Below are 23,506 nucleotides of genomic sequence, written 5' to 3'. Positions count from 1 at the left end.
AGCCGGTTACTTCGGTTCGTCCATGACCTTGGGCACTTCGAACGTACCGGCCTTGATCTCGGCGCGCTTGGCCTCCATGGCCGCCTCGGCATCAGCCGGCGCCACGCCCTTGACGAAGACAATGTCGCTGCCACCTTCCTTCATCAGGCCGTAAGCTGTGTAGTCGCGACCGGTCGGCTTGCCGGCTGCAATGTCGGCGAGTGCGGCGTTGAGGATCGGACGGAAGTTCCAGAGCGCGTTGGCAAATACGGTTTCCGGATAACGCGGGGTGTAGTCGATCAGTGAGCCGATGGACTTGATGCCGCGTTCCTTGGCGGCGTCCGCCGTTCCGATGCGCTCACCGAACAGGATGTCCGCGCCGGCATCGATCTGGGCAAGGCCAGCCTCGCGGGCCTTCGGCGGATCGAAAAAGGTGCCGATGAAGGTGACGAGCAGCTTTGCATCCGGGTTGACGGCTTTCACGCCTTCACCGAAAGCGTTGATCAACATATTGACCTCCGGGATCGGCATCGCGCCAACGGAGCCGACCACGTTGGTCTTGGTCATCTTGCCGGCAAGCATGCCGGCAAGATAGGCACCATCGAAGTTCCAGGTGCCGAAAACGCCGAAATTGTCGCCGGCTTCCTTGCCGCTCGATCCCATGACGAACGTGGTTTCGGGATAATCGATGGCGACCTCACGGGCCTGTTTCTCGACGGGAAACGTTTCGCCGATGATCAGCTTGGCGCCCTGTTCGGCATATTCGCGCATGGCGCGCGGATAGTCGGTGCCCGAGACACCTTCCGAGAAGACATACTCGATCACGCCTTCGCTGGCTGCATCCTGCATTGCCTTGTGCAGCACCGAGTTCCAGGCGTTCTCGACTGGCGAGCCGTGAATGCCGGCAACCTTGATCGGTCCGGCAGCACGAACGGAGGGAATGAACGCTGATGCGCTGAGTGCGAGGCCTGAGGCAAGAACGCCCCGCCGTGACATAAGGATTCTGCTGGTCATTTGATCTGTTCCCCAATGTTTACCAACTGGTGAAAATTGTTAGTGGCCGCCTAATTTGAAGTCAAGGATACGGCATGCGCATAAATTGAGCGGCCGACACCGCTGCACGACTTTTACTGCTGGCGAGATGTTCGACAGCATCCGGGGCAGTCCCAAGATCGCGGGCAATCACCGGTGGCCGCTGCTGACGCCGATAGCTGTGACGGCATCAGCAATCATGCAGATCGCCTCGTTGGCAGCTAAGCACAAAAACAAGGCCGGGTCTAATACCAACCGTCAGTGAGCATGACTCTGAAGGGGATTCCCAGCAGCCAACGAATCTGAATCTGTGATGCAAACTGGAGGTTTGTGATGGGTTCAGCGATTTCTTTGCGATCGGACTTCGACGGAGCCAGGTTGCGGCTTCTGGCTCGGCAGACACGCGATGCCGATCAGGCACGGCGGCTTCTGGCACTTGCATCGATCTATGATGGCGGCTCACGCGCCGATGCCGCCCGGCTTGGCAGTGTGACGGTTCAGATCGTGCGCGACTGGGTGGTGCGCTTCAATGAACGCGGTCCCGCCGGCCTTATCAACGGCAAGGCCCCGGGCAAACCTTCTCTCCTGAACGATGAACAGCGAACGGCTTTGGCGCAAGCCATAGAGCGCGGACCGACCCCGTATCTGGATGGAGTCGTTCGCTGGCGTCTGTGTGATCTGGCGCAATGGATTTGGGAAGAGTTCCGCATCTCGGTGAGCGAGGAGACCCTGGGCCGCGAAGTGCGTGCCATGGGCTATCGCAAGCTCTCGGCTCGCCCAAGACATCATGCGCAGGATGCCGAGGCGGCCGAGGCATTTAAAAAAACTTCCCCGCCGCTGTGGCAGAAATCGCCGCAGGTCCCGCCAAGGGCAAAGTAATCGAAATCTGGTTCCAGGACGAAGCCCGGATAGGCCAGAAGAACAAGATCACGCGTCGTTGGGCCAAGCGGGGCTCAAGGCCGTCCGCGCCGCACGACCAGCGAACCCGATCGGCCTATATCTTCGGTGCCATCTGTCCCAAGCACGGCAAGGCCGCCGCTCTCGTCATGCCGTGGTGCGACACCCATGCCATGAACCAGCACCTGATCGAGATATCCCGCAACGTCGCCGTTCATGCACACGCCGTCCTCATCATGGATCAGGCCGGATGGCACATGTCCAACAATCTCGTCGTTCCAGAAAACATCACCATCCTGCCACTGCCGCCCAAATCGCCCGAGTTGAACCCGGTCGAAAACATCTGGCAGTTCATGAGGGACAACTGGCTCTCAAACCGAGTCTTCAAATCCTACGAGGATATCGTCGACCACTGCTGCTACGCTTGGAGAACCCTCCAGCAACGACCATGGAAGATCATGTCAATCGGCCGACGCAAATGGGCGCAAGGGTTCTAATCAGTGACGGTTGGTATTAGTGCTCTGCAGTTGGAAGAAGATGTCAAAAGCCGCCTGCATGGCCCACCACGGATGCGACAAACTCAAATGCGGCAAGATCGCAGGTTACTCGATTGCGTTCGGGACGTTACTCAGGCAGATTCGGGTCGGACAGGGCAAAAAATGGCGGAGAGGGTGGGACTCTTCCCCAATTAGAGCAAAACCATAGGGTTTCCGCCAATATACTGACAGATAATCCCGATTTCGATACTTCGAGCGATACATGGCGCGATACATTTTGGCAAGTCGACAATTCTCGGCCCCTCCAGCGATGCTTCCGTAGCCGGGTATCAAACCTTGAAACCCGACGTTGGAGGCTCGCATTTCGGGACATGCTTCCTGACAACTTCAAGCATGGAGTCGAGGATCAGCGCCGTCAGCTCTCGCTGTTCCTCTGCTGGCATCCCCTCCCATATGAGCGTCGCATCGACGGTCCGCTGAATCTGATCTATGGCTCGTTCCAACCGCTCTTCGGTCGTCATGGTGCGCTTCAGCTGTTCCGGTTTTTCCATATTGTTCTCCTGACAGGGCCTGGGAAGACCTGACCCTATCCGCGGACCACATCAAATACATGACTTCCCGATCAGGAAGTTTTTAAGCCCAAAGCAGCATGCCTTCCCTATCGGTAAGATTTTCTGGATTATGTGGATTTCTTCCTGTACGGTAAGCTGAACAGTATGGAGGATTCCATGATCCGATCTGCCGCGGAATTCGGAGCTCTGATCCGAGAGCGCCGCAAAACACTGGGCTGGACCCAGATTCAGCTGGCCGAGCGTTGCGGCACCGGCGAGCGCTTCATCGTCGATCTGGAGAACGGCAAGCCGAGCTGCCATCTGGAAAAATCGCTGATCGCCGCCCGTACTGTCGGCATCGATCTCGGCGACCTGAAATCCGCGACGCCCTCGCCCGCCCCTGCGGCCAACGACGATCTCGGCTACCTGCCACGCTTTTCCTGATCGGGTGCCGCGTTGACGACGATCTACTACGAGAACTGGCCTGTCGCCCGCCTGGCAGATCAGGATGGCCTGTCTCTCACCTATGACGCCGCATGGGAGCAACGCGCCTCCGCCTTCCCGCTTTCGCTCACCATGCCCTTGCGTGCCGGAAGCCACGGCCCCGAGCAGGTCATGCCATGGCTCGCCAACCTCTTGCCGGAAACCCATCTCTCGGAGATCGGCCAGCAGCTGAAGGTGTCGCCCCAGGATATCGTCGGCCTGCTGATGCGTGTCGGCCGCGACACGGCAGGCGCATTCTCGATCGGCGAGCCGCGACGGGAGGGAAATAATTTCCGCATCGTCGATGACGAGGCCGCGCTCGAGCGCATCATCGACGAGCTGCCTGAGCGCCCCTTCCTGATCGGCGAGCGGGGCGTCTCAATGTCGCTTGCGGGCGTCCAGGACAAACTGCCTGTCTATATCGGCCCGGAAGGCCGGATCGGCATTCCGCTGGACGGCACCCCTTCGACACATATCCTGAAACCCGACATCAAGCGCCTTGCGGGCAGCGTCACCAATGAAGCCTTCTGCATGATCCTCGCCAGGCTCTGTGGCCTCGACGCCGCCGAGATGGCGATCGGCCGTGCGGGGAAGCGGGACTATCTCCTTGTCCGTCGCTATGACCGGGTCGCCGATGGGCAAGGTATCATCCGCCGAATTCATCAGGAGGATTTCTGCCAGCTGCTGGGCCTGTTCCCTGCCGAGAAATACGAGCAGACCGGCCTCGGTCGGCGCGGCGGCGCGTCCCTGCCGCATATGTTCGAGGCCTTGGCGCGTCTCGTCTCCCCGGCAGAGCGCCTTCGGCTGCTCGATGCTGTGGTCTTCAACATCCTGATCTGCAATTCGGATTCGCATGCCAAGAACTACTCGGTCCTCGTCGGCGCGTCCGGCACGGCGAGGCTCGCCCCGCTCTACGATCTCATGTGCGCAGCACCGTACCGACGGGTCGACCAATCCCTGCCGCAGACACTGGCCGGCAAACGCAATGCCGACGAGCTGCATGGAAAGGACTGGCGTCAGTTCGCCACCGACGTCGGCCTAAGCCCGGCAGCCGTCACCAGGCGCGTCGAGGAGCTTGCCGCTCAGGTTGCTGCCAAGGCCGACAAGGCACTCGAGCAGGTCCTGTCCTACCCGGTTTCGAACCGGGAATTCGGCTCCAGCCTCGTCTTTCTTGTGAAGAAGCGGTGCCGGCGGATCGAGCGGCAGATTTCGGGCTGAAATCGCCGAGCCGCGAAAACACAATACAATTTATTGATGCATTCAGAATTGGGATGCAAAAAAATTTTCGAGAAATTTCGCCTGTTGGAATCATTGGATAAATCTCGACGAAAATTCGCGAAAACCTCATTTTTCGGTTTATTTTCATATACTTGATGAGTTCGGTTGTAACGCCTTTTGGAAATTCGTGTCATCATTATCTCACGGTCGCTGATGAAGACCGGATGAAACAAGGAGACACTGAAGACATGACAGCATACACGCAAAAGAAGATTTCGGGCCTGCTGGCCGCCAAGGCGGTGAAGGCGGCCGACGAGGTCTCGCCGGAGGACGTCGGCGAGCTGAAGACCATCGGCGAGGGCATCCGTTCGCTCGGTCGGCGGACGACCGAGCAGGGGTTCGAGCTCGGCGGCTACCTCGCACGCGCAAAAGCTATTCTGCCCGAGCGCGCTCTTGGCGCTTGGGTCAAGGCGATCTGCAAGTTCAGCACGAAGACGGCCCGCAACCACATCGCCATCCATGAGAACCTCGCCGAGTACAAGGAGCGTCTGGTCGCGGCCGGTATCGCATCGACGACGCTCTTCGTCCTCGCCTATGCGGACTCCGAAAAGGTCGAAGATGTCCTGGCGGCATTCGAGGCTGGCGAGAACCTGACGGTCGCCCAAGTGAAAACCATGGTCGGTGCGACGCCGCCCAATAAGGAAGCGGAAGAGAACCCACCCGAGATCGGCGGTGCGGCAGGCCTGCGCAGGATGGCCGAAATCAAGATCGAGCAGGACTCGGTCAAGTTCTTCCAGCTGACGACCGCTATCCTGCAGCGGGTCAACACGGCCATGCAGCCGCTGGCCAAAAATCGCGCGGTTATAAAGAAATCACTGCAAGACCTGATCGTTAACGATTGCAGGCATGCACATGATCTCATCAACAGCATCGCTGCTCCCCTCGAGCCATCGATGATTGCCGGGGTCAACTGGCGGCCGTCCAAACTGCCGAAAGACTCGGCATGGCGGAAGGTCCAGGCCCTGCTTTACAAGATGGGCAGCAAGGAGACATGGCCGGCGCGCGAAGACTTCGTACCTTGGCTCCAGAACGAGGTCGTTCCCCTTCTGCGCTTCGTCGTCCACGGCGAGGCTCTCCCGGCCGACGCAGAAGACCAGAGCCAGGCTGACGTCGCCGTGCAGAGCGAGGACGAGGCTGATGACGGGTTGCTGACCTACGGTCACATGCCGCCGGCGGTGCAGGACACGATTGAGGGTGCTCTCCAGATCGTCTCCCCCGATAACCGCGACGAGATCAGGGCGCAGGTTCTGTTCGCCCCCCGACCGTCGAAGCGCCAGTACAAGAAGCTGGCCGCCTGACGACTGCACCCAAAGAGCCCCGCCACCGTGCGGGGCTTTTTACGTCGGGCCTCCGCGTTCTGCGTTAACCATACCGGAGCTCTACGTTCCGGATGCGTTCTCACCGGCTTGCCGGACACGGAACTCCGGGCTATCTCAACAGGGTCAGCAGAAACACCTGGTTCTGCAGTGACTTAGCGGCTCCCGTCGGTGGTGGAACACCGGACGAGAGCCTGACCAGCAACCTTCGTATGAAAGGCCACCGGCTATGTCGACCCTTAACCGCTTCGCTCCGTTCCCGGAAGCACCTTCTCTTCGCTCTCCTGTTGAAACTCGTCCGCGGGCCGCAACGCCATCCATTCGGATCGCGCGCTAACCGCCCGTCAGGATCGTCGCCACCAGCATCGATGCGGAAATCATTTCCGCATATGCGGACCCGCGTCCGTCTGCATGCCACGGCCCGCGATCCTGTCCTCGACAACAGGAGAATACTGATGACTACCAGGAATGAAGACACCACCAGTTACGCCCATATCGTTGACCTCGATGTAATGCGGTCGCAGATCGACACGCTCGTAGCCGAGATCGTATCGTCGGCGCTTTCAACCGACCTGCTTCGAAAAGCGCTCACGGCCGGCATGAACGAAATCACATCCGTCCTGCGCGTCGTCCCTATCGCGGAAGGACGTCTACTCGAGCGCGGCATCGGCCTTGTTGCCAAACGCAATCCCGACCTTGTTGTCCTCACGGACAACCTTCGCCTGCCGGTCACCAAAGCGGCGTCGGAGCTGGTCGCGATGAACGATCCGTCGCTGGTCAAGTCGCTCAGCCTCGACGCAGACAATGGTGGGCGCAAGAGCTACACGCCCGACCTGCTCATTCTCAATCGCCTGACGAAGGTCGCGCATCTCGTCGACGTCAAGCGCAGCCTCGGCTCCTATGAAGTTTCGCGGATCGCTGAGCTGAAGCAAAGGATGCTGGCAGCGGCACTGGTCGTTCCCGACCTTCTGTTCAAGGAATACCGGCGTCTTCATGTCGAGGAAGTGCGCGTGGTCATCCTCAACGCCGAGAACCAGCGCACGGATATCGAGGCCGGTGTCTGGCCGTTAAGTCACCTCGACCACCTTCTGGAAATTACGGGCGCCGGTCGACTTATGGAGCATCTTCGAGAGGTTTTCCGGGTTCAAGTCGAGGCGAATTGGGCGGCCGCTTTGGATGGTCACCGTTCGGGCATCGGGAATGCGCCGATTTCTCCCGGCAATGCGCCGGCCGATCATGAGACGTCGGCATCTCCCCTCAGCTTGGCGGCTGCACCTGCCGTCCGTGTCCCGGTGTCGATCGGGTTTGCACGGTCGCCGCGCACGGTCGGTGCCTGATCGTCCTACGATCTCCTCATCTCCATCCCTGAACACCAACGCCCGCTGTCAGCAGCAGGGCATCGGGAGACGACTGCCATGACGTCAACACTTTCCAACATTCTGAAATTCCCTTCACAGCCCGAGCCAGTGCGGCTCATCGATAGGGCCGAAGGCGGTACGATCTGCCGCGCGGCACTGGATAAACTGACAGCCGAGGAGCGCGCCGACTACGTCGCGTCCATCCTCCGGCCGGCAATCGGCTTCGCGCGTCGAAAGGGGCGGCGACTCGAAAGCCTGCCGCCGCAGCTACGGGCCTGGCTGCTTGAACTCTGCACACTTGGTGACCCGACATGTCTTGTCGTCCGCGACTGGCTCGATGGCAATCCTGCCTTCACGGAGGCACGGGAGGACGCATGATGGAAACTCTGGAACACCGCATCCGTCGGTATCTGCTTGCGCGGCTGCGCCGTCGCGCTGTCGTCGATCTTTACGAGCGTGCCGCGGTTGCCGGACTACTTGACGGCCGCTTTATGGGTGATGATGACATCTCCGGGACAGTCTGGAATGTCTCTCCTGCGGCAAGCCGATTCCTGGCCGGCGCCCGTCTTCGTGACCAGGAAATTGTCCGCCGGTTGATGGGGTTTGGCGAAGCACGTCGCGAGGTGGAAAGCACGTTCGATTGGAGCGATCCAGCTATCGCCAAACCGACAAAGGGACGTAAAACTTCCACGTTGACGAGTGGCGGAACCAACAGTTCAAGCGTCGACTTCTCCTACGTCTCCGTTTTGCTCAGGGAGAGTCTACCTGCGCCCAATCCATTGCACGTCGCCGTCGCCCTTCTCGTCGCCCGAGCAATCGGAACCAGCCTGCCAGACCTTTGCGTACTGACTGGGGTGCTGCAGACGACAACGCCGTTCGTGTTGATCAAGGCTCCGGTCCAGCGTTTCGAGGCAGGCCTCGGTATGATGCTCGAAGACGGACTACTGACGCCTTCCAGAGCGGTGCTGGAAGACGTCATGCGGGATGGCCCACTGTCTGGTCGTTATCCGGACAACCGAAGGCCACGTCCGCAGCGGGCAATTAAAACCTTGGCCGGCTCCGCGGTCGCCAAGGCTGACGACAAGACGGTCCGTCGGCAACTTCGCCAGGCCATGCTCAGCGATCCTGCGCCGATTGTCGTGGCTGATGAAACTCCACTCGCTCTGACACCAGTCGTCACCGAGACGGTCGATCTCGTGGTTGAATGTGGAAGGCTTGATCGAGACATGCTCGCCGACGTTCTTCACGTTTGCATCGGCACGCCGCTTGAGGAAAGTTTGGCGTTGATGAATGCGATGGGATTCGATCCGAGTTCTCTGTCGCTCGACGACCTGGTTCTTGCCGTCCGGCCGCGCCGTTCGGCCGAAGAAGTCCTCAATGTTCTGGTAATGCTGGCCGATCGCTTCGCCGCGGACGATGGCTCCGAGAAGACGGTAGGTGGTGAGGGCGGCGGCCGGCGCGGCTCTGGTGGCAGTCGAGCCGGGGCGGCTCCATCGCAGAAGCGGGACGACAAAACAGGTTCGCAAGACGTCGGCATCGAAATCATTGAACCGGTGCTCACTGGTGATCGCAAACTGGCAAGGACATCCGAGCCGCAAAAGCAGACGTCTGTGCCTTCGGTCGAGACGCTGTCAGGCTACGGTGAAGCCCGCGAGTGGGCCACTGACCTCAAGACCGACCTCGATCTGTGGCGGGACGCCAAATTATCTTGGAATGAGATGAGCACAAAACTGCTGCTGTCAGGTCCGCCAGGCACGGGCAAGACGACATATGCCAAGGCGCTCTGCAACACGCTTCAAGTGCCGCTTTTGGTGACCTCTGTTGCGCACTGGCTCGAGCCCGGGTATCTCGGCGACGTTCTCAAGCGCATGTCCGCGGCGTTCGAGCTGGCGTCATCGAAAGCGCCCGCAATCCTTTTTATCGATGAGCTCGACAATATCGGATCGCGCCAGACCGGCGGTGGCCGACCGTACGACGACTACTGGACGTCGCTGATCAACAGGCTCCTCCAGCTTCTCGACGGTGCGACGAAGACCGAAGGCGTTGTCGTGGTCGCCGCGACGAACCTGCCTGAGAAGATCGATCCGGCCCTTTTGCGGTCGGGACGGCTGGAAACCCATGTCCGCATTCCGCTGCCCGACCTCGGGACGTTGGTCGGGATTCTGGGCCATCATCTCGGCACCGACCTGGCCGACGTCATGTCGTCCGCCCCAAGTGCGTCGTCGCGGCATCGCCTAAAGCCTCCGAAGGCAAGGGACCATGTTCCAGGGCAGCTGCGACGGACCTCAGAGAAACGCAAAGCTGACAAGGCGAAAGGAGTTAAGCCGTGAACACATCCGAGATGAATGCAGAGAACACGCTTCTCCCCTTGGCATTGCTGGCGCTCGGAAAGACAGGAGCCGACGTCGAGCGTATGGTGCGTAAGGTCCGCAGGACAGCGCGACGGTCGGGTCGGGCTGTAAGTTGGGCCGATTTGGAAAACGCCTTGCTAGCAGGGCAGGCGGATATGTCGGCCGATCTTCGGCGACGCGCTGCCGTCCACGAAGCGGGACATGCAGTGGTCTATACAGTGACCGGTGTCGCCGCAGTGCAATCCGCCAGCATTGGCCTGCATGGGATCGGAATGGTAACGACGACGCCGAATGCATCACTACCGCAGAACGAAACCTGGTTGATGAATAGCGTGGCTTGTCTTCTCGCCGGCCGCGCCGCTGAACTGACGGTCATCGGGGAAGCACTGGCTGGCGGCGGCGGCGCTGACGAAAGTGATCTGGCGCGTGCGACGGCGATGGCCTTGGCCGCAGAGACCAGTCTTGGTTTCTCCGGTCATCAGCCCTTGCTGTATAGGTCGGCGACCATGGGGACCAACGAGCTGGCACTCGATCGGCAACTGGCCGAGCGCGTCAACCGACGTCTCGAGAACGCTGAGGCAATCGCTCGCCGGATCATCGACGAGAACCGCCGCGCAGTGGAGGACGTCGCTGCCCAGTTGGACGATGTCGGCGTTATGTCCGGTGATGAGGTGCGGCAGCTCGTCGGGCGACCGATGGATGTTATCCAACCTTCCAACGCGCCGCCCTGATCGTAATCCAAGATTCTAACAAACGCCTGAACGATTCCGATTTCTCAATTATCGATTCAGAGATCAAGAAATTCGTTTCCGGTGTCATGATCTGCGTTGCCGAACACCGAAATCGCTTGCCTGCCCACAAGTCTTTAGGTTCCTAGTGAGCGAGCAGGGCAGCGGCGAAAGCTGAGGTAAGGTGATGCACTGCGCCGTCAATGCGTGTCGATTTGGATTGCATCATCAGACGTCATCTTACCTTCCCGGCACATCATCTCAATTTACGCTGGCGCGATTCAAAATGCTCGGAAACCGTTACCCGAATCCGATTTCACGATTCTTGGAAAACGACGTTTGCGCTGAATGGCCCAGACGACATGGTTGCTGACCCTGTCAGGGTGGAACGCTGTTTGTCGCTTGCATAGCCGGCCGACACGATGAGGCTCCACGCTAACAAAGGAGCAAAGTAATGGCGAGGAAGTCGAAGAAGCAACGGAATGCAGAGCAGGCGGAGCGCCAGCAGAAGGTTCGCGACGAGGCCAAAGTTCTCAGACGTCCGAGCCGGGACGATCTGGCGAGGATGTTGCTCTGGCAGATGATTACGGCTGCCCAAAGCCATAAGGACCCCTACCGTGCGCTCGGTAAGGTTCGCGACGCCTTGGTCGAACAGCTTGAGCGCCAAAAGTTCGACGTTCGTCAGAGCGAGCAAGTCTTTCACGAACTCGCTGACCGGTATTCGGATGGCCTCTTTCCGTTTCGCCCGAAGCGCCATCTGACACTCGGAACTGAAGACTGAATCTCTGATGGGGGAAATTGGGTCGTCTCATTCAGAGCGGTCTCGGCTGCTTTTAAAGGCCTCTGATGCAAACGCTGTCGAGATTTGGCCCTCATATTCCCCCCATTACTCCTGATAACGAGGTTTGCAGCAGAATCGATTTTCTCGCGACCTCGTCTGCCGAGAAAACAAAGCCCGTCTTTGCCGCTATTTGCGTATCAGGTCTTCCAGAAACTCCGAACCTGGAGAAACGGCCGAGATGAAAAGATGATCTCGGGCACGTGTTGCGGCTACGTACAGTAGCTGACGTTCGGTTGCGACCACTTCATCCAATTCGAATTCGTCGGCGACGTCTGCAACGCGACTGCTTAATGGCAATACCCCTTCATCGCATGCAACGATAATGACCGCTCGGAACTCAAGCCCTTTGGCAAGGTGCATCGTTCCGATCAAAACACCATCGGAGGCGCTCGTGCCTTGAGAGGAAGATGCGGTAGGTATGCCGGCCAACTTTGCAACTTCGGCCACTCGCGCAATCTCTGCGTTGGAGCGGCAGAAGATTCCAATTTCGGAGGGCCGCAAGCCATCGTCGAGCAGCGTCTGAAGGAATGCAGAAGCGGAAATTATTTCCTCTTCCTCAGTCGGGGCAATGACAACTACGGGGTCTAGTCCCTCAAAAACCGAAACCGTTCCTTTGCGATCATCTTCCTCTCCATCAACATCCCGCACGCTTGCTGGCAAGAGCAAGTCGGCCATGCGGCGTATCTGGTGCGACGTCCGATAATTGACCTTCAGGGTGAAGGAGCGGCCGCGGACATCGATACCGAGACCTTTCCACGAAAACGGCTGTTGGAAGATTCGCTGGCCGATGTCCCCGGCGAAGAAAAGCGCATCCGCGTGCGGAGGAGCGATTGCCTGAAGAAAGCGCAACTCTGCGACACCCAGGTCCTGCGCTTCATCGACGACAACGTGCGTGTATGGCTTCTGGTCTTTCGCTGAAAAATGTCCTGTGACGACGGTAAACAGATCGGCCTCGGTCATCATCGCCTTGGCCCGCACTTGTTTTCTCACATTGTCGAAGATGGACCAAAGCTCTTCACGCTGATTTGCGCCCAAGCGATTTTTTCGCCCCATTCGCGGCACTACCGCGTAGGCATCGGCGCTGTCGATCTGCCAGGCGTCGATGACGTGCTCCCACTCGGAGAGGAGGAACTGCGGCGTATAACGCTTCAGGTTCGCATCCTCGGCCACGTCGCGCAGCATTGCCCTCAGGTTGTCACGGCCGATGAGGTAGGCCTTCCGGCCCGTCATCAGCGCATAAAGCTCCGACGCGGCCTGTTCGAACGATGCGACCACGACACGTTCGCCAAGCGTAGGCTCGTCGGCGAAGAGAACACCGAGTTTGCGCTTGAGTGCCGAGGCAAGAGGCTCCGAGAAAGTTGTCAGCAGGACCCGCGCTTCCGGATCGCCCCGCAGGATACGGGTGACACGATGAAGTGCCACAATAGTCTTACCTGTACCGGCTGAACCAATCACGCGTACAGGACCGTTGAAATCCTTTTCGACGAGCGCCCGCTGAGAGGGATGCAGAAAGACCGCCCATTTCTCGAACGGCTGGTCCAATGCTGCTGCCAACTCCTCGTGGCCATCCAGAATGCGGAAGCGGCGCTGGGCATCCGGATGGCTGACCGGCGTGGCATCGATCGGTGCGGGCTTCGACAGGACGCCGGTTGCCGCGTATTCGAGCAGCGCTTCCGCCGCCTCCTGCGGAAGATGGTTTGTCAGGGTGAAGAAGCGTTCTTCGTTCGCGGCGAGCACGTCGCCGATCCAGTCGACAGGGACGCCGATCGACAGCGCCTCGTCTGACGTCAAACGTGCGAACAAGGGTAGATCGGAAACAGCGGGTGCTGTGGCAACGACGAACGGAAGATCGGCCTGACGAGGTGGTTCGGTTCTCAGCGCGATTTCTTCGACCCGCTCGCGGACTTCGACAATCTGCAGCGCGCCGGTACGAGGATGGGCCTCGATGCGTCGCCGCTCTGCCCATTTATAGGCATCGTCGTGGTGATCCACATAAGCGAGCATGACGCTGTTGCCCGACTTGTGAATGATGATCCGGATATCCCGATTGACGCGAACCGACCAGAAATTCGGGTCCTTTGACGCGTCGATCCGATGAAACTGGAGGCCCGGGCGATCGGGGTCGGTCTGCAGATCGAACGCTGTCAGTTTGACCTGCTTCTGCTCGTCATTGGTGAGCTTTGCAAGGGCGGCAGTGAAGCTGTCGGCGAGAATAGTGGTCATCGTAGCTCTCCTACTGCCTCCGCCGCTGATGGCACCATCGTCAGTTCGAATTCTCGTCCGGGAGGCGTCCAACCCTCCGCCAGAAGGCTCATCCAGAAGGGTGATTTGTCCTCCCGGATATCGGGCTTCCAGTCGAGCAGGGACGTCAGCCGTCGCGCTAGTCCCCCATAGGTGCTGTTGGCAGCCTGGTAGCTGTCGCTTGCAAGGGCGTTGTGTGCAAGGCTTCGCATCGTGGCCGTGCGACGTGGGGCGGCGGCATGGGCGCGAAGCAGGGCCAGCTCTCGCTCGGACAGGTCAACCGCCTGAAACGCCCGAAGAAACGCTTCCCGATCTGGGCGGGGACGCAACGGCCGAGGCCGTGCCCAGGGCGCGACGAGCGACTCCGGATCGAGCGTCAGGGTCTGCCACCAATGAGGCCCGGGGCCTTTCGGCCGAAGCATCGGAAACACAACTGGTACACCGGAAGTGATCTTCTCGCAAAGCGCCCGTCGTTCGTCGAGACTGCGAAGCTTGACGAACTCCGCCCCGTAGCCACCCGCATCCAGGTGGTGGCAGAAGAGTTGCCACTCACCTTGCGGAGCGTTGAAGCGCTTGTGTAGCCTTGCGTGACAGGGCTTGCAGAGCGGAAAAGATTGCGGCGGCGCGAAGCTGAATGGCTCGGAATAATCCTCGGAATGCCATTCGCCCGGCGGGCGGTCAGGATCGCCGCACATCGCGCATGGCTCGCCTGCCATGAACGGCGATTGCCTGCCCGTGAGCTTGCGATAAGCGGGTATGATGCGTGCACGCTGCTGCCAGGAGTAACCGTTATAGGGCGCATTGCTCATTGCTGTTCGAACCATGACATGTTGCGGTATTCCAGTGCGTAGCTGCGTCAGAATCCGTGGTGCCGGCGATGCCGATCAAGATAGGCTTGCATCTTCGAAGTGGGCGGCCTGGAAAGTTTCAAGCCTGGCTGCACGAGATCAGGATGCTCACTCAAGCCGGGACTGCGAAGCATCCGCCCGCTGTTGTCAAACGAGATCAAACCCGCGTCAAACAGCGCATCGAGAGTTGCAACAAGCGGCAACCCGTTTTCCGGGGCTAATCTCTCGGCATTGTCTGCATCGCGCCATGGAACGATGTGGGAGGCCCGAAGAACGGCTGGCAACGCGCATGATGTGACTGCACATCGCCCGTTCCAGCACGCGAGGACGTCCCTTCGAAAACGACCTTGTCCGAGACGGGCGTCTATCAGCCGCTTGCGCTCCGTGATCCCGAGACTCGAGTCTTCTTGTAACTGCTCGATATCAGCAGCTTTCGGACTGCTGGTGCTTTCTCGGCTTACCAACGCTGACGTCGGCGTGACCGCGATGATGTACCCATCCTCCTCCACGAAATCCACCAGCCCCAGATGGTGGGGACCGATAGCATTCAGGCAGCCTGCGTCGATCGACCAGTTTTTTCCTTGCCGATCGGTGAACGCATAGGGAAAGTTCTCACCGGTTTGCTCAGAAAATCTGGCAACCGTCTCCAGCAAGGGCGCGATACGCTCTTGCCTTGCGTTCCCTGCAAGCCCCATCGGGGTGTAGTAACGATGTTTCGCAGCGGAAAAGGCCCCAGTTTTGCCGCCCACACGAGGTTCGACGGTGATGTCGATACGGACGAACTCGTTCTTTTCGACGGGGCGCTTTTTCTCCGGGTCCATCGGCATGAATTAAACCCCAAACACCTTCAGCACCTCGTCGCCGAAGTGGTTGATTACCTTCACCGCGATCCGCCCCGTGCTCGGACGAGGGAATGGCCGTGAGGTGTCGGAATAGAGTGTCTCCCAAGCATCCGCGTCGATCTCGGCCTTCAGCGCCGTCTTCAGCGATTTGTACGGATCGTTGGCCCCGAGGAAATAGGCGTGGCGGACGAAGAAGCTTTCATCGTCGTAGTCGGTGTCAATGAACCAGGCGGCGATACCCTTGACGTCGTCGGAACGGATGTCGCCCGTGGAGGGGTCAAAGACATCGACGCCGTGGACCTTCACCCTGATCTCGCCGCCCTCGGCATCGAGGATTTCGACGTCCGGCTCACCGAATACAACGAAGAGATTGCCCTTGCCGGTATTCTTCAGGTCCTCGGCCATATGCAGGTCGGGGTTCATGCGTGCCTTCAGGATAGCGAGCGGGCCGAGGCGGTTGAGGTCGGTTGCCTGGGCGTCGAAGTTGAAGGCGCAGGCGATCAGCACGTCGAAGCGGGCGTCGGAGGCCTCACCCGCCGCGGCGGTGATCTGGCTGCGGGTCAGCGTGCCAAATTCCGGACCGATCAGGATTGCCGCGCGCTTTTCCGTCTGCCCGCCATCCGTGTAGCGCCCCTCGGCGGCGATGAAGACGCCAGGCCAGGGTTCGATGGAGTTGAAATGGATGGTATCTGCCTTGGCCTGCTGGTGAACGCCAGCGCTCTTCAGATGCGCAATCACCATCTCGCCGAAATCGGCTTCCGGCATATTGGCTGGTGTGGAGGCATTGGCGGTGATCGCGCCGGATGCGGCAAGCTCGCCGCCCAGCGTATCCTCGCGCGCGGCGACAACGCGATGCGGCGACAGGCTCTCGACGGTGAAGGGGCCGGCGACGCGCACCTTGCTCTTGTCCTCGTAGGGACGGTCATAGAGCAATTCGACGTCGGCAGCACGGGCGATCGAGGCGTCAATCTCCTTCTGGCGGGCAATGCGGGCTTCCCACCAGTCGGCGTGGAGCTTGCGCACCGCATCGGTCACCAGATGCACCTTGGCCTGTCCATCCTTGCTGTCGAGCCAGGCGTCGAGATCGCGGGGGATTGCCCATTCCTCAAGGGCGGTGGAGAAGCTCTCGTTAAGTCGGCGGCGTAAGGGCTCCAGTACATCCTGCCATTTGTCCCAAATGTCATCAATCTGCGAATTGTTGGCAATGGCACCGAGCATAATTCTCGCGGCGCGATCGTAGACGAATCCTTGACGGATGTCCCCAGAGGGAGCTGAGGCTGAGCCAATCTTCCCGGAAAGCTCTTGCTCCTTGCCTCGTCCCTCGCGAGAGTCTGCAAGCAGATAGTAGGGATAACGAGCGCTCATCAGGCGTGTACGTGCAAGGGCGAGCGCTACCCTCGACGTATCAATGGTGATCCAGCGGCGTCCCCATTGTTCCGCAACGAAAGCGGTCGTACCGGAACCGCATGTTGGGTCAAGAACTAGGTCGCCGGGATCAGTAGTCATGAGCATGCATCGTTCGACAGTTTTGGAGCCTGTCTGAACAACGTACACTTTTTCATCTGTGAAATTGCCGGTACCCGTATCAGTCCAAATATTGGAGTATGGCAGCACCGCAAAATCGGTATGAAAGCGCTTATATCTAAAGCTGTTGGCCGCGACATGCACGCGGTTCGCTCTCACGAGGCGGTTTAAACCAATCGGATAGTTTGGCTTCCAATGTGAATTTCGAGGCCATGGATCATCCTTGACACCTTTATATTCAAAAGGCTGTCTTTCTGACGCACGTCCCTGCGATATCAGATTGTCCGGGTTATATGGACGCGCGCCGGGCGGCAGAGAAGCGCCATCCTTTTCTTTAGAAGAAACTCCTCGATAAGAGTTTTCATCCAATTGAAGCCAAGTCGCATTCCCTTCACCCAAGATGTAGGGCTTTTCCCGATAAAGGTGCCTTATCTTGGCCAGTGGTTTTCGCTTCGCATACCAAATGATGTAGTCAACAACATTGGAGATTGCATCAGCAGAGAAGCCGTAGGTCTTTTGAACACTGATTAGACTGACGTGGTTTTCCTCCCCAAACACCTCATCCATTAACGCCCTGACACGATGAACATTTTCATCGCCTATCTGCAAGAAAATCGAGCCGCTTTCCGTCAGCAGTTCCCGCGCCACCATCAACCGGTCGCGCAGATAGGTGAGGTACGAGTGGATACCGTCCTTCCAAGTATCGCGGAAAGCCTTCACCTGCTCTGGTTCGCGAGAAGTATCCTCTTTCTTGTCCTTCACGTCCCGGCTCATGGTCGAAACCTGCCAGTTCGAATTGAACTTAATGCCATAGGGTGGGTCGAAATAGATGCACTGCACCTTGCCGCGCATCTCCTCGCGCTCGGCAAGGCTCGCCATCACCTGCAGGCTATCGCCCAGAATGAAGCGGTTCTGCCAGTGTTTCGTATGCTGATAGAATTCCGCTCGTGCCTCGGGATCGGCGATGCCATTGAAATCGGCAAAAAGATCAGGCGCGTCGCTGGCCGCCTCGCGCGCCTTGTTGGTCTTGCGCTTCAGGTCGTCGATGATCGCCTTGGGATGCACCTTTTCCTGAATATAGAGCGGCGGCGCATTGACCACGAGGTCGGACCAGTCCTGCCGGTCCTTGCCTCGCCAGACAAGCTGGGCGTCGCCGATCTCGATCTCTCCGGTTTCGGCCAGTTGCCGCATCTGCGACGGAGTAATCCTGATCTTCGCGCCATTCCAGACGATCTGCGGGTCGCGATCCATATCCCTGTCGCGTTCCTCGCCTTCCGCCAACGGCCGATCCCTCGGAATCCGCATCTCGCGCGCCCCACCGCCGAGCATCTCCTCCTGCTGCTCATAAAGCGACGCCATCTCGGCCGTCGGATTGTTTAGCCGAACCGCCTTGTCATGGGTGAGCGTGGAGACATCTTTTTCGCGCGGGGTCTTGGCCATGTTTACTCTGCTACTGCTGGGATGCGTTCAATATCCTCGGGAAGCTCGATCTCATCGTCTTCCGCGAAGGAAACCTCTTCAGTCGGCGCGACTGTAATATCTCGCCCCGTCGCCTTGCCAGCAAGTTTGGCGAGTGCGTCCCTTCTGTTAAGATAAAATGCCTCGAAATCATCGTTTCGCAAATGCTGCGGTTCGATCAAATGTGTACGGAGAATTTCATCGAGCTGGTCGCTGGATATATTGTACTCAGACTCGATCCTCTTGAGATAAACCGAGGGGGCGTCGCCTCTGACGATGACGCGATTGGTCAAATCTGACAAAGGCGTCTTGTTTATAATTGAATCCATACGCCCTGCATCGATCTGATTTTTCTTGCACCAAGACTGCGGGAAGATGTGGTGCACATCGATCGGGCTTTGCCACAGTGTCATGAGTTCAAAGGGCTTGCCGTTGACGAAATCGCGGCAACCACTCTTCATGAGCAGTGCATGATAGCCGCGATACGGTGCAGCCTGACGTCGGCGGAAATAATACAGTCGTGAACTGTCGAAGCCAGCCTCCTCGAATGATCGAGGGGGCGGCGAGCCGTTCACCGTCCACCCGACGATTTCCGGAACGTCTCTCGCGATCTTGCTTTCGACGGAACTGCTATAAAACTCGCCCAGAATAACGCGCCAAAACCACTTCTCCAGTTTCTCGACCACGGCGGCGTTTTGCGCCTTTTCGCGCAAAAGGCCATACACGCAGGCCAGTACCGTGACCTGCGGCGGATAGGGGAGGTCATTACCGTAGAGAATTCCCTGACCGGCAAGGAACTGCGCTGCCTGGCGGTAACCGTACTCTAGCGTATCCGCGTATTTCAGGTAAGCGGAGAGTGGCAAGGCAAGCAGCTCATCACGCTTGCAGCTGACCTGAGAGGTCTGCCCCTCACTTTCCCGTTGCGCTTTACGATCCATGGTATGAAGGATCGTACAAGCTTGGAGAAAATCGGTACTAGCGATCTTGGTAAACACACCTGATGCAGGCGTGTGTTCACACATCCGGGTCAGTCTACCGGGTTTTCCGGGCGCACCGCGCCAGTCTGCCCGCAAATCGTATCCATCATCAGTTCCAGCGAAAATCGCGGTTAGCAACTCGAAAGCATCGAGCTTGACGCCACCAACGTTGACTTTCTCGAAGATGGTGCAGACCGCATGTCTGCCATTGTCCTTGGTCAATCGTATGATCGGCATCTCATAGCGCACGATCTTTTCGATCACCGAATTATAAAACTGCTGGTAATCGGCTGGCTCCGGTTTCTCCAGTCCCTTCCAATAGTTTTGGTAATCGAATGACCATCGGCGATCATCGAAGGTCTGATTCAATGGAAAGAGGCAAAGTCTGATTTCGTCCTCACGCGTTCTGAGATCAATTTCGACATCTTTGCCAAAGGCCGTATACTTTATTTTCTCTGGTCCAATCGTGATGATCGATTCTTCGAAATCAGACTCAGGGCTCAAGACAGCGTTCATATCTAGGTAGAAATACCTTTGGACTGGCTTGCCCTTCTCATCTTTCAGTTTGGCTGGTTCACTTGCGATCAGCGACTGAAACAGCGACGTCATCCTCTGTTGGCCATCAAGGAGCAGCGACTCCGGAACAACGCTCCCGAATGTTGCGCCCTCGACACCTCGCGGTTTGAAATCAACCTCGCCGCCACGCTCCAGCGTTAGCAAAGCACCTACGGGATAGCCTTTGGAAATGCTGGCCAGCAGACTGATGACAGCCTCTTCGGACCAGACATAGTCGCGCTGAAACTCAGGTAACTGGATTCGCCCGTCACGAACCTGCTCAAGCAGTGTTTTCAAACTCTGCTTCGTACTGTCAAACATCCCTGCCTCCCGCGGCGAACCCTGCAATTAGTCTCTCGTACTCGTCTTCCATGGCAAAGGCGTCGCGGAATTCCTTGAACGCCCAGCGACCATAACTTTTCAGGTTATTGACGCCCGGAACCCAGAGGTTCGCCATCGTCTCGGCCTTGATCTGCTCATCAAGGCCTCGATAGCCTTTTACCTCGACGATGAAGTTGAGCGGATCGCCCTGGCCTCGGCCATCGTCAACCTGGATGATGAAATCGGGCAGATAGCGGCGTGTGATACTCCCTGAGCGATAAGGAACTTCGAAGCCCAGCGCCTGATTCTTGACGTAGGAGATTGTTGCCTTGTGGTTTTCAACAACACGGGCAAATTCGGCCTCCCAGTCGCTGTCGCAGACAACATAGTTCACGTGACTAAGGCGCGTTTCCCACAGTGTCTGTTTGGACGTGATGAACGAGACGTGGTCGGTATATCCATGTGGATTGTAAGGGTCGAGCATTGCCTTGACGACGCTTTCGCCCTCCTCCTCCGCGCTTCGCACGATAGCCTGGTATATGAGTTCGGATGCCGTTTCTGCGATCTCGGCGTAGGTCAGCATGCCCGCCTTGGTCCCGCCGGTCAGCTTCAGGCACTCGTTCACCCATCGGCGGGTGATCGGCTGAATTTGGTTGTAGAGCATATAAGACGGGTCCTGATCGCCATCGCGGAAATAGCGCTGGATCAGGAATTTCGTTAGATGAATCGCAACCGTAGAAGCCCGCATGTCGTCGAGCGAATCCGGCGAAAGATCGTGCCCCTCGCCCACCAGCCCTTCAAGCCGGACAGTGCAAGGGCCGACCAGTTCTGGTGTCAATGTCAAAACGGAGTCGGGACCAAAAGATGCTGAGAAACGATCAGACGGAAGCTCGGCGCGATACCCTGCGACACGCGGAAAGCGGATGGAGAGGTTTGCCCGTTCCTTCAGTGCGTGTACGCGCGTCGTCGGTTTCGGTGTCGTATGGACGACCGTCTGAGGCTCGGTGGCGAAATCGAACGGGATGCCGAGAATGTCCGCATACTCGGTGTTGAACAGCTTTCGGTCGTTCAATTCATAGGACTGCCGACGCAGGCCCCGGCCGATGACCTGTTCGCAAAGAAGCTGGGTTCCGAAGGCACGAACACCGAGAATGTGCGTGACAGTGTTTGCGTCCCAGCCTTCCGTCAGCATCGAAACGGAAACGACGCACCGGACCTGTTCGCCGAGCCGCCCTTTCTGTCCAACGGTGTTCATCACTTCGCGCAACAGCTCCGACTCGGTGACGCTGTTGGCCTCCGCAGCCCCGTCGCGCTCAGCCTTCTCGCGCTTGAATTGCTCTATCTCGGCCTTGGCAATGTCACGGAAATTGCTGTCGAGTGCCTCGCCGGACTCCAGCTGCTGGCTGTCGATCAGCAACGTATTCATACGCGGCAGCCGATTTCCATGCCGGTCATAATTTCTGAAAAGTTCGAGATGACCTTGGTGCTTGTTCTGTCGCTCGCCTTCAACCTCGCGCTCCCAGCCGGACACCCACTCATAGACGAGTTTTGAACTTGCCGTATTGTTGCAGACGACGATGAAGACAGGCGGCACACCGATGCCGGCCTGCTTCCAAGCTTCGAATTCCTTTTCGTAATGCGAGTAGAGAGAATACAGGGCTGTCTGGAGCTCATTGGGCAGGCTCAACGGATCGAGGTCGCCAGATTTACCTGCGCCCTTCTTTGGCATTTTCTTGCCAATGTGATCCCAAAGGTTGCGGAAGACCGGCATGTCGGAATTAACCGAATTATCGGAGACCGGCACGCGAGGCAGCTTCACGATGCCACACTCGATGGCGTCAACAAGTGAAAAGTCCGATACAACCCAGGGAAAGAGCGTGCCTTCTTCATAGCCTGAGCCTCGAAGAAAGAATGGTGTCGCGGACAGGTCATAAACCGCCCGAACGCCGACCTTCCGTTTAAGCGCTTCGATCCCGGAAATCCAGAGTCGAGCCGCTTCGTTATTTTCCTTCGCCTCTTCCTTCTCTTCACCCTTGAGGTCGTCTTCCTCATGGGTCCCAGGCCTTTCGCGGTAGCAGTGATGTGCCTCGTCGTTGATCACGACGATGTTCTTCATCGTCAGCAGATCGCCACAGGCGCGCTGCAGCATTGCCCCTTCGGTTTCAAGCTCCTCGATCTGTTCACCCTTCCATCCCTTCATCAGCCGCAGACCGACAGCGTTCAGCTCATGCGCCTTGCGCCTCTGGAACACATGGTAGTTGACGATCTCGATCTTCGCCTTGTTGAGATCGGCCATCATGTCCTGTGGCACGAGTTCGCGCGATCGATAATAGCTGTTGCCATCGGAGGGCTTTAGAACGCGCAATCGATCCTTGATGGTAATCCCGGGAGCGACGATGAGAAAGCCGCGGGAAAAGAGACTGGAGTTGGGCTGACGGGCGGCGTTAATGGATTGCCAGGCTATCAGCATGGCCATAACGGTCGTCTTGCCAGCACCGGTGGCAAGCTTCAACGCGAGACGAAAGATTTCCGGGTTTGCATCCTGGTTCGCGCCTTCAAGGTGAGAAAAGATGCGTGAATACTGTTTGCTCTTGCGCGCGACTTCCGCAAGCCAGATCGCAGTTTCTACAGCTTCCACCTGGCAGTAGAATGGGCGTGGACCAGAGAAGTTATCGCCACGCCAATGCTGCAGAAGTCGCTGAGTAGAAGGCGTGACACCCCAGTCGCTGGGGTTAGGCAACGATCGCCAGCTCGCTATGTGACCGCGAACTTCATTGATGATCGGAGTCGGATTGTAGCGGCTACTCCCGTCCTTCGTTTGATCGAGGTCCAGCGAAGCTTGCTTTCTCGGATCAACCTTGACCTTGCGGCTCTTCGGAACCGGCGCGACATATTTGGATCGCCGACGACCGTCTATTGGTGGATGATTGAGCGGCTCCCCACTTTCGGACAAAGCATGGTGCCGTGTCGGCACATCGTATGGCGAGTTCAATATCGGTTCGGCATAAAACGGCTTGGTCATGCAACATTCCTAGAATCGGCTTGGCGATTCAATCGATAGCAAACAGAAAATGCAACTCAAGATGCCTACGCATTTCGCAGCCGATCGACTTGTAAACGGAAATAATTTCCGCTTACGGCTTCATTAGAAGACGGTCCGGGTAGGGCGGATTAAAGTATTCCGCCCAATCTGCGCAGTCGCCACGACTTTCTGATAGAGGCGCGAAAGCATGACCAATATCGACGCCGAGGAAGCACTCTGGCAGCCGGAATAAGTCGCCAGACCGCAAAAGTCAGAACCTAACGTTTTCAGATTAGGTGTCGCTTACCGGTTTAAGACAAGATTCCCGATCGGCGACAGATGGATGACACGCACAATATCGGCACTGCGACGGCCCAGGCCATAGCTCCCTCAATTCTTTGTTGCAC

17 protein-coding genes are annotated in these 23,506 nt (G+C 58.1%); 9 read left to right on the top strand and 8 right to left on the bottom strand.

All coding sequences use genetic code 11. From position 1 onward, the window contains the following. Positions 1-6 precede the first annotated feature (6 nt). Complete coding sequence (locus PY308_RS02000; RefSeq protein ID WP_275787492.1) at positions 7-993, bottom strand: BMP family protein; 987 nt, start codon at positions 991-993, stop codon at positions 7-9. Positions 994-1,344: 351 nt separating this feature from the next. Here PY308_RS02000 and PY308_RS01995 point away from each other — a divergent pair. After that, positions 1,345-2,405 (top strand): IS630 family transposase gene (locus PY308_RS01995; protein ID WP_275782665.1). Its coding sequence is split into 2 segments (ribosomal slippage): positions 1,345-1,837 and positions 1,837-2,405, totalling 1,062 coding nucleotides; the frame shifts between segments, so codons are not numbered across the junction. A 329-nt stretch (positions 2,406-2,734) separates the two neighbouring features. Here the strand turns inward: PY308_RS01995 and PY308_RS01990 are convergent. Beyond that, complete coding sequence (locus PY308_RS01990; protein ID WP_275787489.1) at positions 2,735-2,956, bottom strand: hypothetical protein; 222 nt, start codon at positions 2,954-2,956, stop codon at positions 2,735-2,737. A 177-nt stretch (positions 2,957-3,133) separates the two neighbouring features. Between PY308_RS01990 and PY308_RS01985 the strand changes: the two genes are divergently transcribed. The 8 genes from PY308_RS01985 to PY308_RS01950 all read left to right on the top strand — a co-directional run bounded on the left by PY308_RS01985 (position 3,134) and on the right by PY308_RS01950 (position 11,251). Next, positions 3,134-3,400: a helix-turn-helix transcriptional regulator gene (locus tag PY308_RS01985; RefSeq protein WP_275787486.1), complete on the top strand. Its 267-nt coding sequence runs from the start codon at positions 3,134-3,136 to the stop codon at positions 3,398-3,400. A gap of 12 nt (positions 3,401-3,412) precedes the next feature. After that, positions 3,413-4,657 carry a type II toxin-antitoxin system HipA family toxin gene (locus PY308_RS01980; RefSeq protein ID WP_275787483.1) on the top strand — a complete coding sequence of 415 codons (1,245 nt, stop codon included), beginning with the start codon at positions 3,413-3,415 and terminating at the stop codon, positions 4,655-4,657. 248 nt (positions 4,658-4,905) lie between these two features. After that, a complete protein-coding gene (locus PY308_RS01975; protein ID WP_275787480.1) occupies positions 4,906-6,015 on the top strand; it encodes a hypothetical protein in 1,110 nt (369 codons plus the stop codon). Between the two features lie 473 nt (positions 6,016-6,488). Continuing rightward, positions 6,489-7,370: a hypothetical protein gene (locus PY308_RS01970; protein ID WP_275787478.1), complete on the top strand. Its 882-nt coding sequence runs from the start codon at positions 6,489-6,491 to the stop codon at positions 7,368-7,370. A 78-nt stretch (positions 7,371-7,448) separates the two neighbouring features. Continuing rightward, the gene (locus PY308_RS01965) at positions 7,449-7,769 is read left to right on the top strand and encodes a hypothetical protein (RefSeq protein WP_275787476.1); all 321 of its coding nucleotides are present in this window, start codon (positions 7,449-7,451) and stop codon (positions 7,767-7,769) included. Next, complete coding sequence (locus PY308_RS01960) at positions 7,766-9,721, top strand: AAA family ATPase (RefSeq protein ID WP_275787474.1); 1,956 nt, start codon at positions 7,766-7,768, stop codon at positions 9,719-9,721. Before PY308_RS01965 ends, PY308_RS01960 begins: the two co-directional genes overlap by 4 nt. Further along, the gene (locus PY308_RS01955) at positions 9,718-10,473 is read left to right on the top strand and encodes an ATP-dependent metallopeptidase FtsH/Yme1/Tma family protein (protein WP_275787472.1); all 756 of its coding nucleotides are present in this window, start codon (positions 9,718-9,720) and stop codon (positions 10,471-10,473) included. The genes PY308_RS01960 and PY308_RS01955 overlap by 4 nt, the downstream gene beginning before the upstream one ends. A gap of 451 nt (positions 10,474-10,924) precedes the next feature. Then, on the top strand, positions 10,925-11,251 hold the full coding sequence (locus tag PY308_RS01950) for a hypothetical protein (RefSeq protein WP_275787469.1): 327 nt from the start codon (positions 10,925-10,927) through the stop codon (positions 11,249-11,251). A 186-nt stretch (positions 11,252-11,437) separates the two neighbouring features. On the opposite strand, the gene PY308_RS01945 is transcribed toward PY308_RS01950, so the two are convergent. From PY308_RS01945 to PY308_RS01920, 6 genes are read right to left on the bottom strand one after another with little or no spacing between them, the layout of a single operon-like run. Beyond that, the gene (locus PY308_RS01945; protein ID WP_275787465.1) at positions 11,438-13,534 is read right to left on the bottom strand and encodes a 3'-5' exonuclease; all 2,097 of its coding nucleotides are present in this window, start codon (positions 13,532-13,534) and stop codon (positions 11,438-11,440) included. After that, positions 13,531-14,376, bottom strand: a complete 846-nt coding sequence (locus PY308_RS01940) for a hypothetical protein (RefSeq protein WP_275787463.1) — start codon at positions 14,374-14,376, stop codon at positions 13,531-13,533. The genes PY308_RS01945 and PY308_RS01940 overlap by 4 nt, the downstream gene beginning before the upstream one ends. Positions 14,377-14,408: 32 nt before the next feature. Then, complete coding sequence (locus PY308_RS01935) at positions 14,409-15,227, bottom strand: HNH endonuclease (protein WP_275787460.1); 819 nt, start codon at positions 15,225-15,227, stop codon at positions 14,409-14,411. A 3-nt stretch (positions 15,228-15,230) separates the two neighbouring features. Continuing rightward, a complete protein-coding gene (locus PY308_RS01930; protein WP_275787457.1) occupies positions 15,231-18,206 on the bottom strand; it encodes a site-specific DNA-methyltransferase in 2,976 nt (991 codons plus the stop codon). 2 nt (positions 18,207-18,208) lie between these two features. Then, positions 18,209-20,077, bottom strand: coding sequence for a GmrSD restriction endonuclease domain-containing protein (locus PY308_RS01925; RefSeq protein ID WP_275787454.1), 1,869 nt, complete (start codon positions 20,075-20,077; stop codon positions 18,209-18,211). Continuing rightward, the gene (locus PY308_RS01920; protein ID WP_275787451.1) at positions 20,070-23,099 is read right to left on the bottom strand and encodes a BPTD_3080 family restriction endonuclease; all 3,030 of its coding nucleotides are present in this window, start codon (positions 23,097-23,099) and stop codon (positions 20,070-20,072) included. The genes PY308_RS01925 and PY308_RS01920 overlap by 8 nt, the downstream gene beginning before the upstream one ends. Positions 23,100-23,506 lie beyond the last annotated feature (407 nt).

It is taken from the genome of Pararhizobium gei (genome assembly GCF_029223885.1).
Taxonomy (GTDB): domain Bacteria; phylum Pseudomonadota; class Alphaproteobacteria; order Rhizobiales; family Rhizobiaceae; genus Pararhizobium; species Pararhizobium gei.
The sequence above is the reverse complement of the archived record's forward strand: the minus strand, read 5'-3'. Positions and strand labels throughout refer to the sequence as shown.

What these genes read in the sequence shown, in the direction of transcription:
- PY308_RS02000 (WP_275787492.1), bottom strand. Translation starts at nt 993, where the DNA reads ATGACCAGCAGAATCCTTATGTCACGGCGGGGCGTTCTTGCCTCAGGC.
- PY308_RS01990 (WP_275787489.1), bottom strand. Translation starts at nt 2,956, where the DNA reads ATGGAAAAACCGGAACAGCTGAAGCGCACCATGACGACCGAAGAGCGG.
- PY308_RS01985 (WP_275787486.1), top strand. Translation starts at nt 3,134, where the DNA reads ATGATCCGATCTGCCGCGGAATTCGGAGCTCTGATCCGAGAGCGCCGC.
- PY308_RS01975 (WP_275787480.1), top strand. Translation starts at nt 4,906, where the DNA reads ATGACAGCATACACGCAAAAGAAGATTTCGGGCCTGCTGGCCGCCAAG.
- PY308_RS01970 (WP_275787478.1), top strand. Translation starts at nt 6,489, where the DNA reads ATGACTACCAGGAATGAAGACACCACCAGTTACGCCCATATCGTTGAC.
- PY308_RS01965 (WP_275787476.1), top strand. Translation starts at nt 7,449, where the DNA reads ATGACGTCAACACTTTCCAACATTCTGAAATTCCCTTCACAGCCCGAG.
- PY308_RS01960 (WP_275787474.1), top strand. Translation starts at nt 7,766, where the DNA reads ATGATGGAAACTCTGGAACACCGCATCCGTCGGTATCTGCTTGCGCGG.
- PY308_RS01950 (WP_275787469.1), top strand. Translation starts at nt 10,925, where the DNA reads ATGGCGAGGAAGTCGAAGAAGCAACGGAATGCAGAGCAGGCGGAGCGC.
- PY308_RS01945 (WP_275787465.1), bottom strand. Translation starts at nt 13,534, where the DNA reads ATGACCACTATTCTCGCCGACAGCTTCACTGCCGCCCTTGCAAAGCTC.
- PY308_RS01940 (WP_275787463.1), bottom strand. Translation starts at nt 14,376, where the DNA reads ATGGTTCGAACAGCAATGAGCAATGCGCCCTATAACGGTTACTCCTGG.
- PY308_RS01935 (WP_275787460.1), bottom strand. Translation starts at nt 15,227, where the DNA reads ATGCCGATGGACCCGGAGAAAAAGCGCCCCGTCGAAAAGAACGAGTTC.
- PY308_RS01930 (WP_275787457.1), bottom strand. Translation starts at nt 18,206, where the DNA reads ATGGCCAAGACCCCGCGCGAAAAAGATGTCTCCACGCTCACCCATGAC.
- PY308_RS01925 (WP_275787454.1), bottom strand. Translation starts at nt 20,077, where the DNA reads ATGTTTGACAGTACGAAGCAGAGTTTGAAAACACTGCTTGAGCAGGTT.
- PY308_RS01920 (WP_275787451.1), bottom strand. Translation starts at nt 23,099, where the DNA reads ATGACCAAGCCGTTTTATGCCGAACCGATATTGAACTCGCCATACGAT.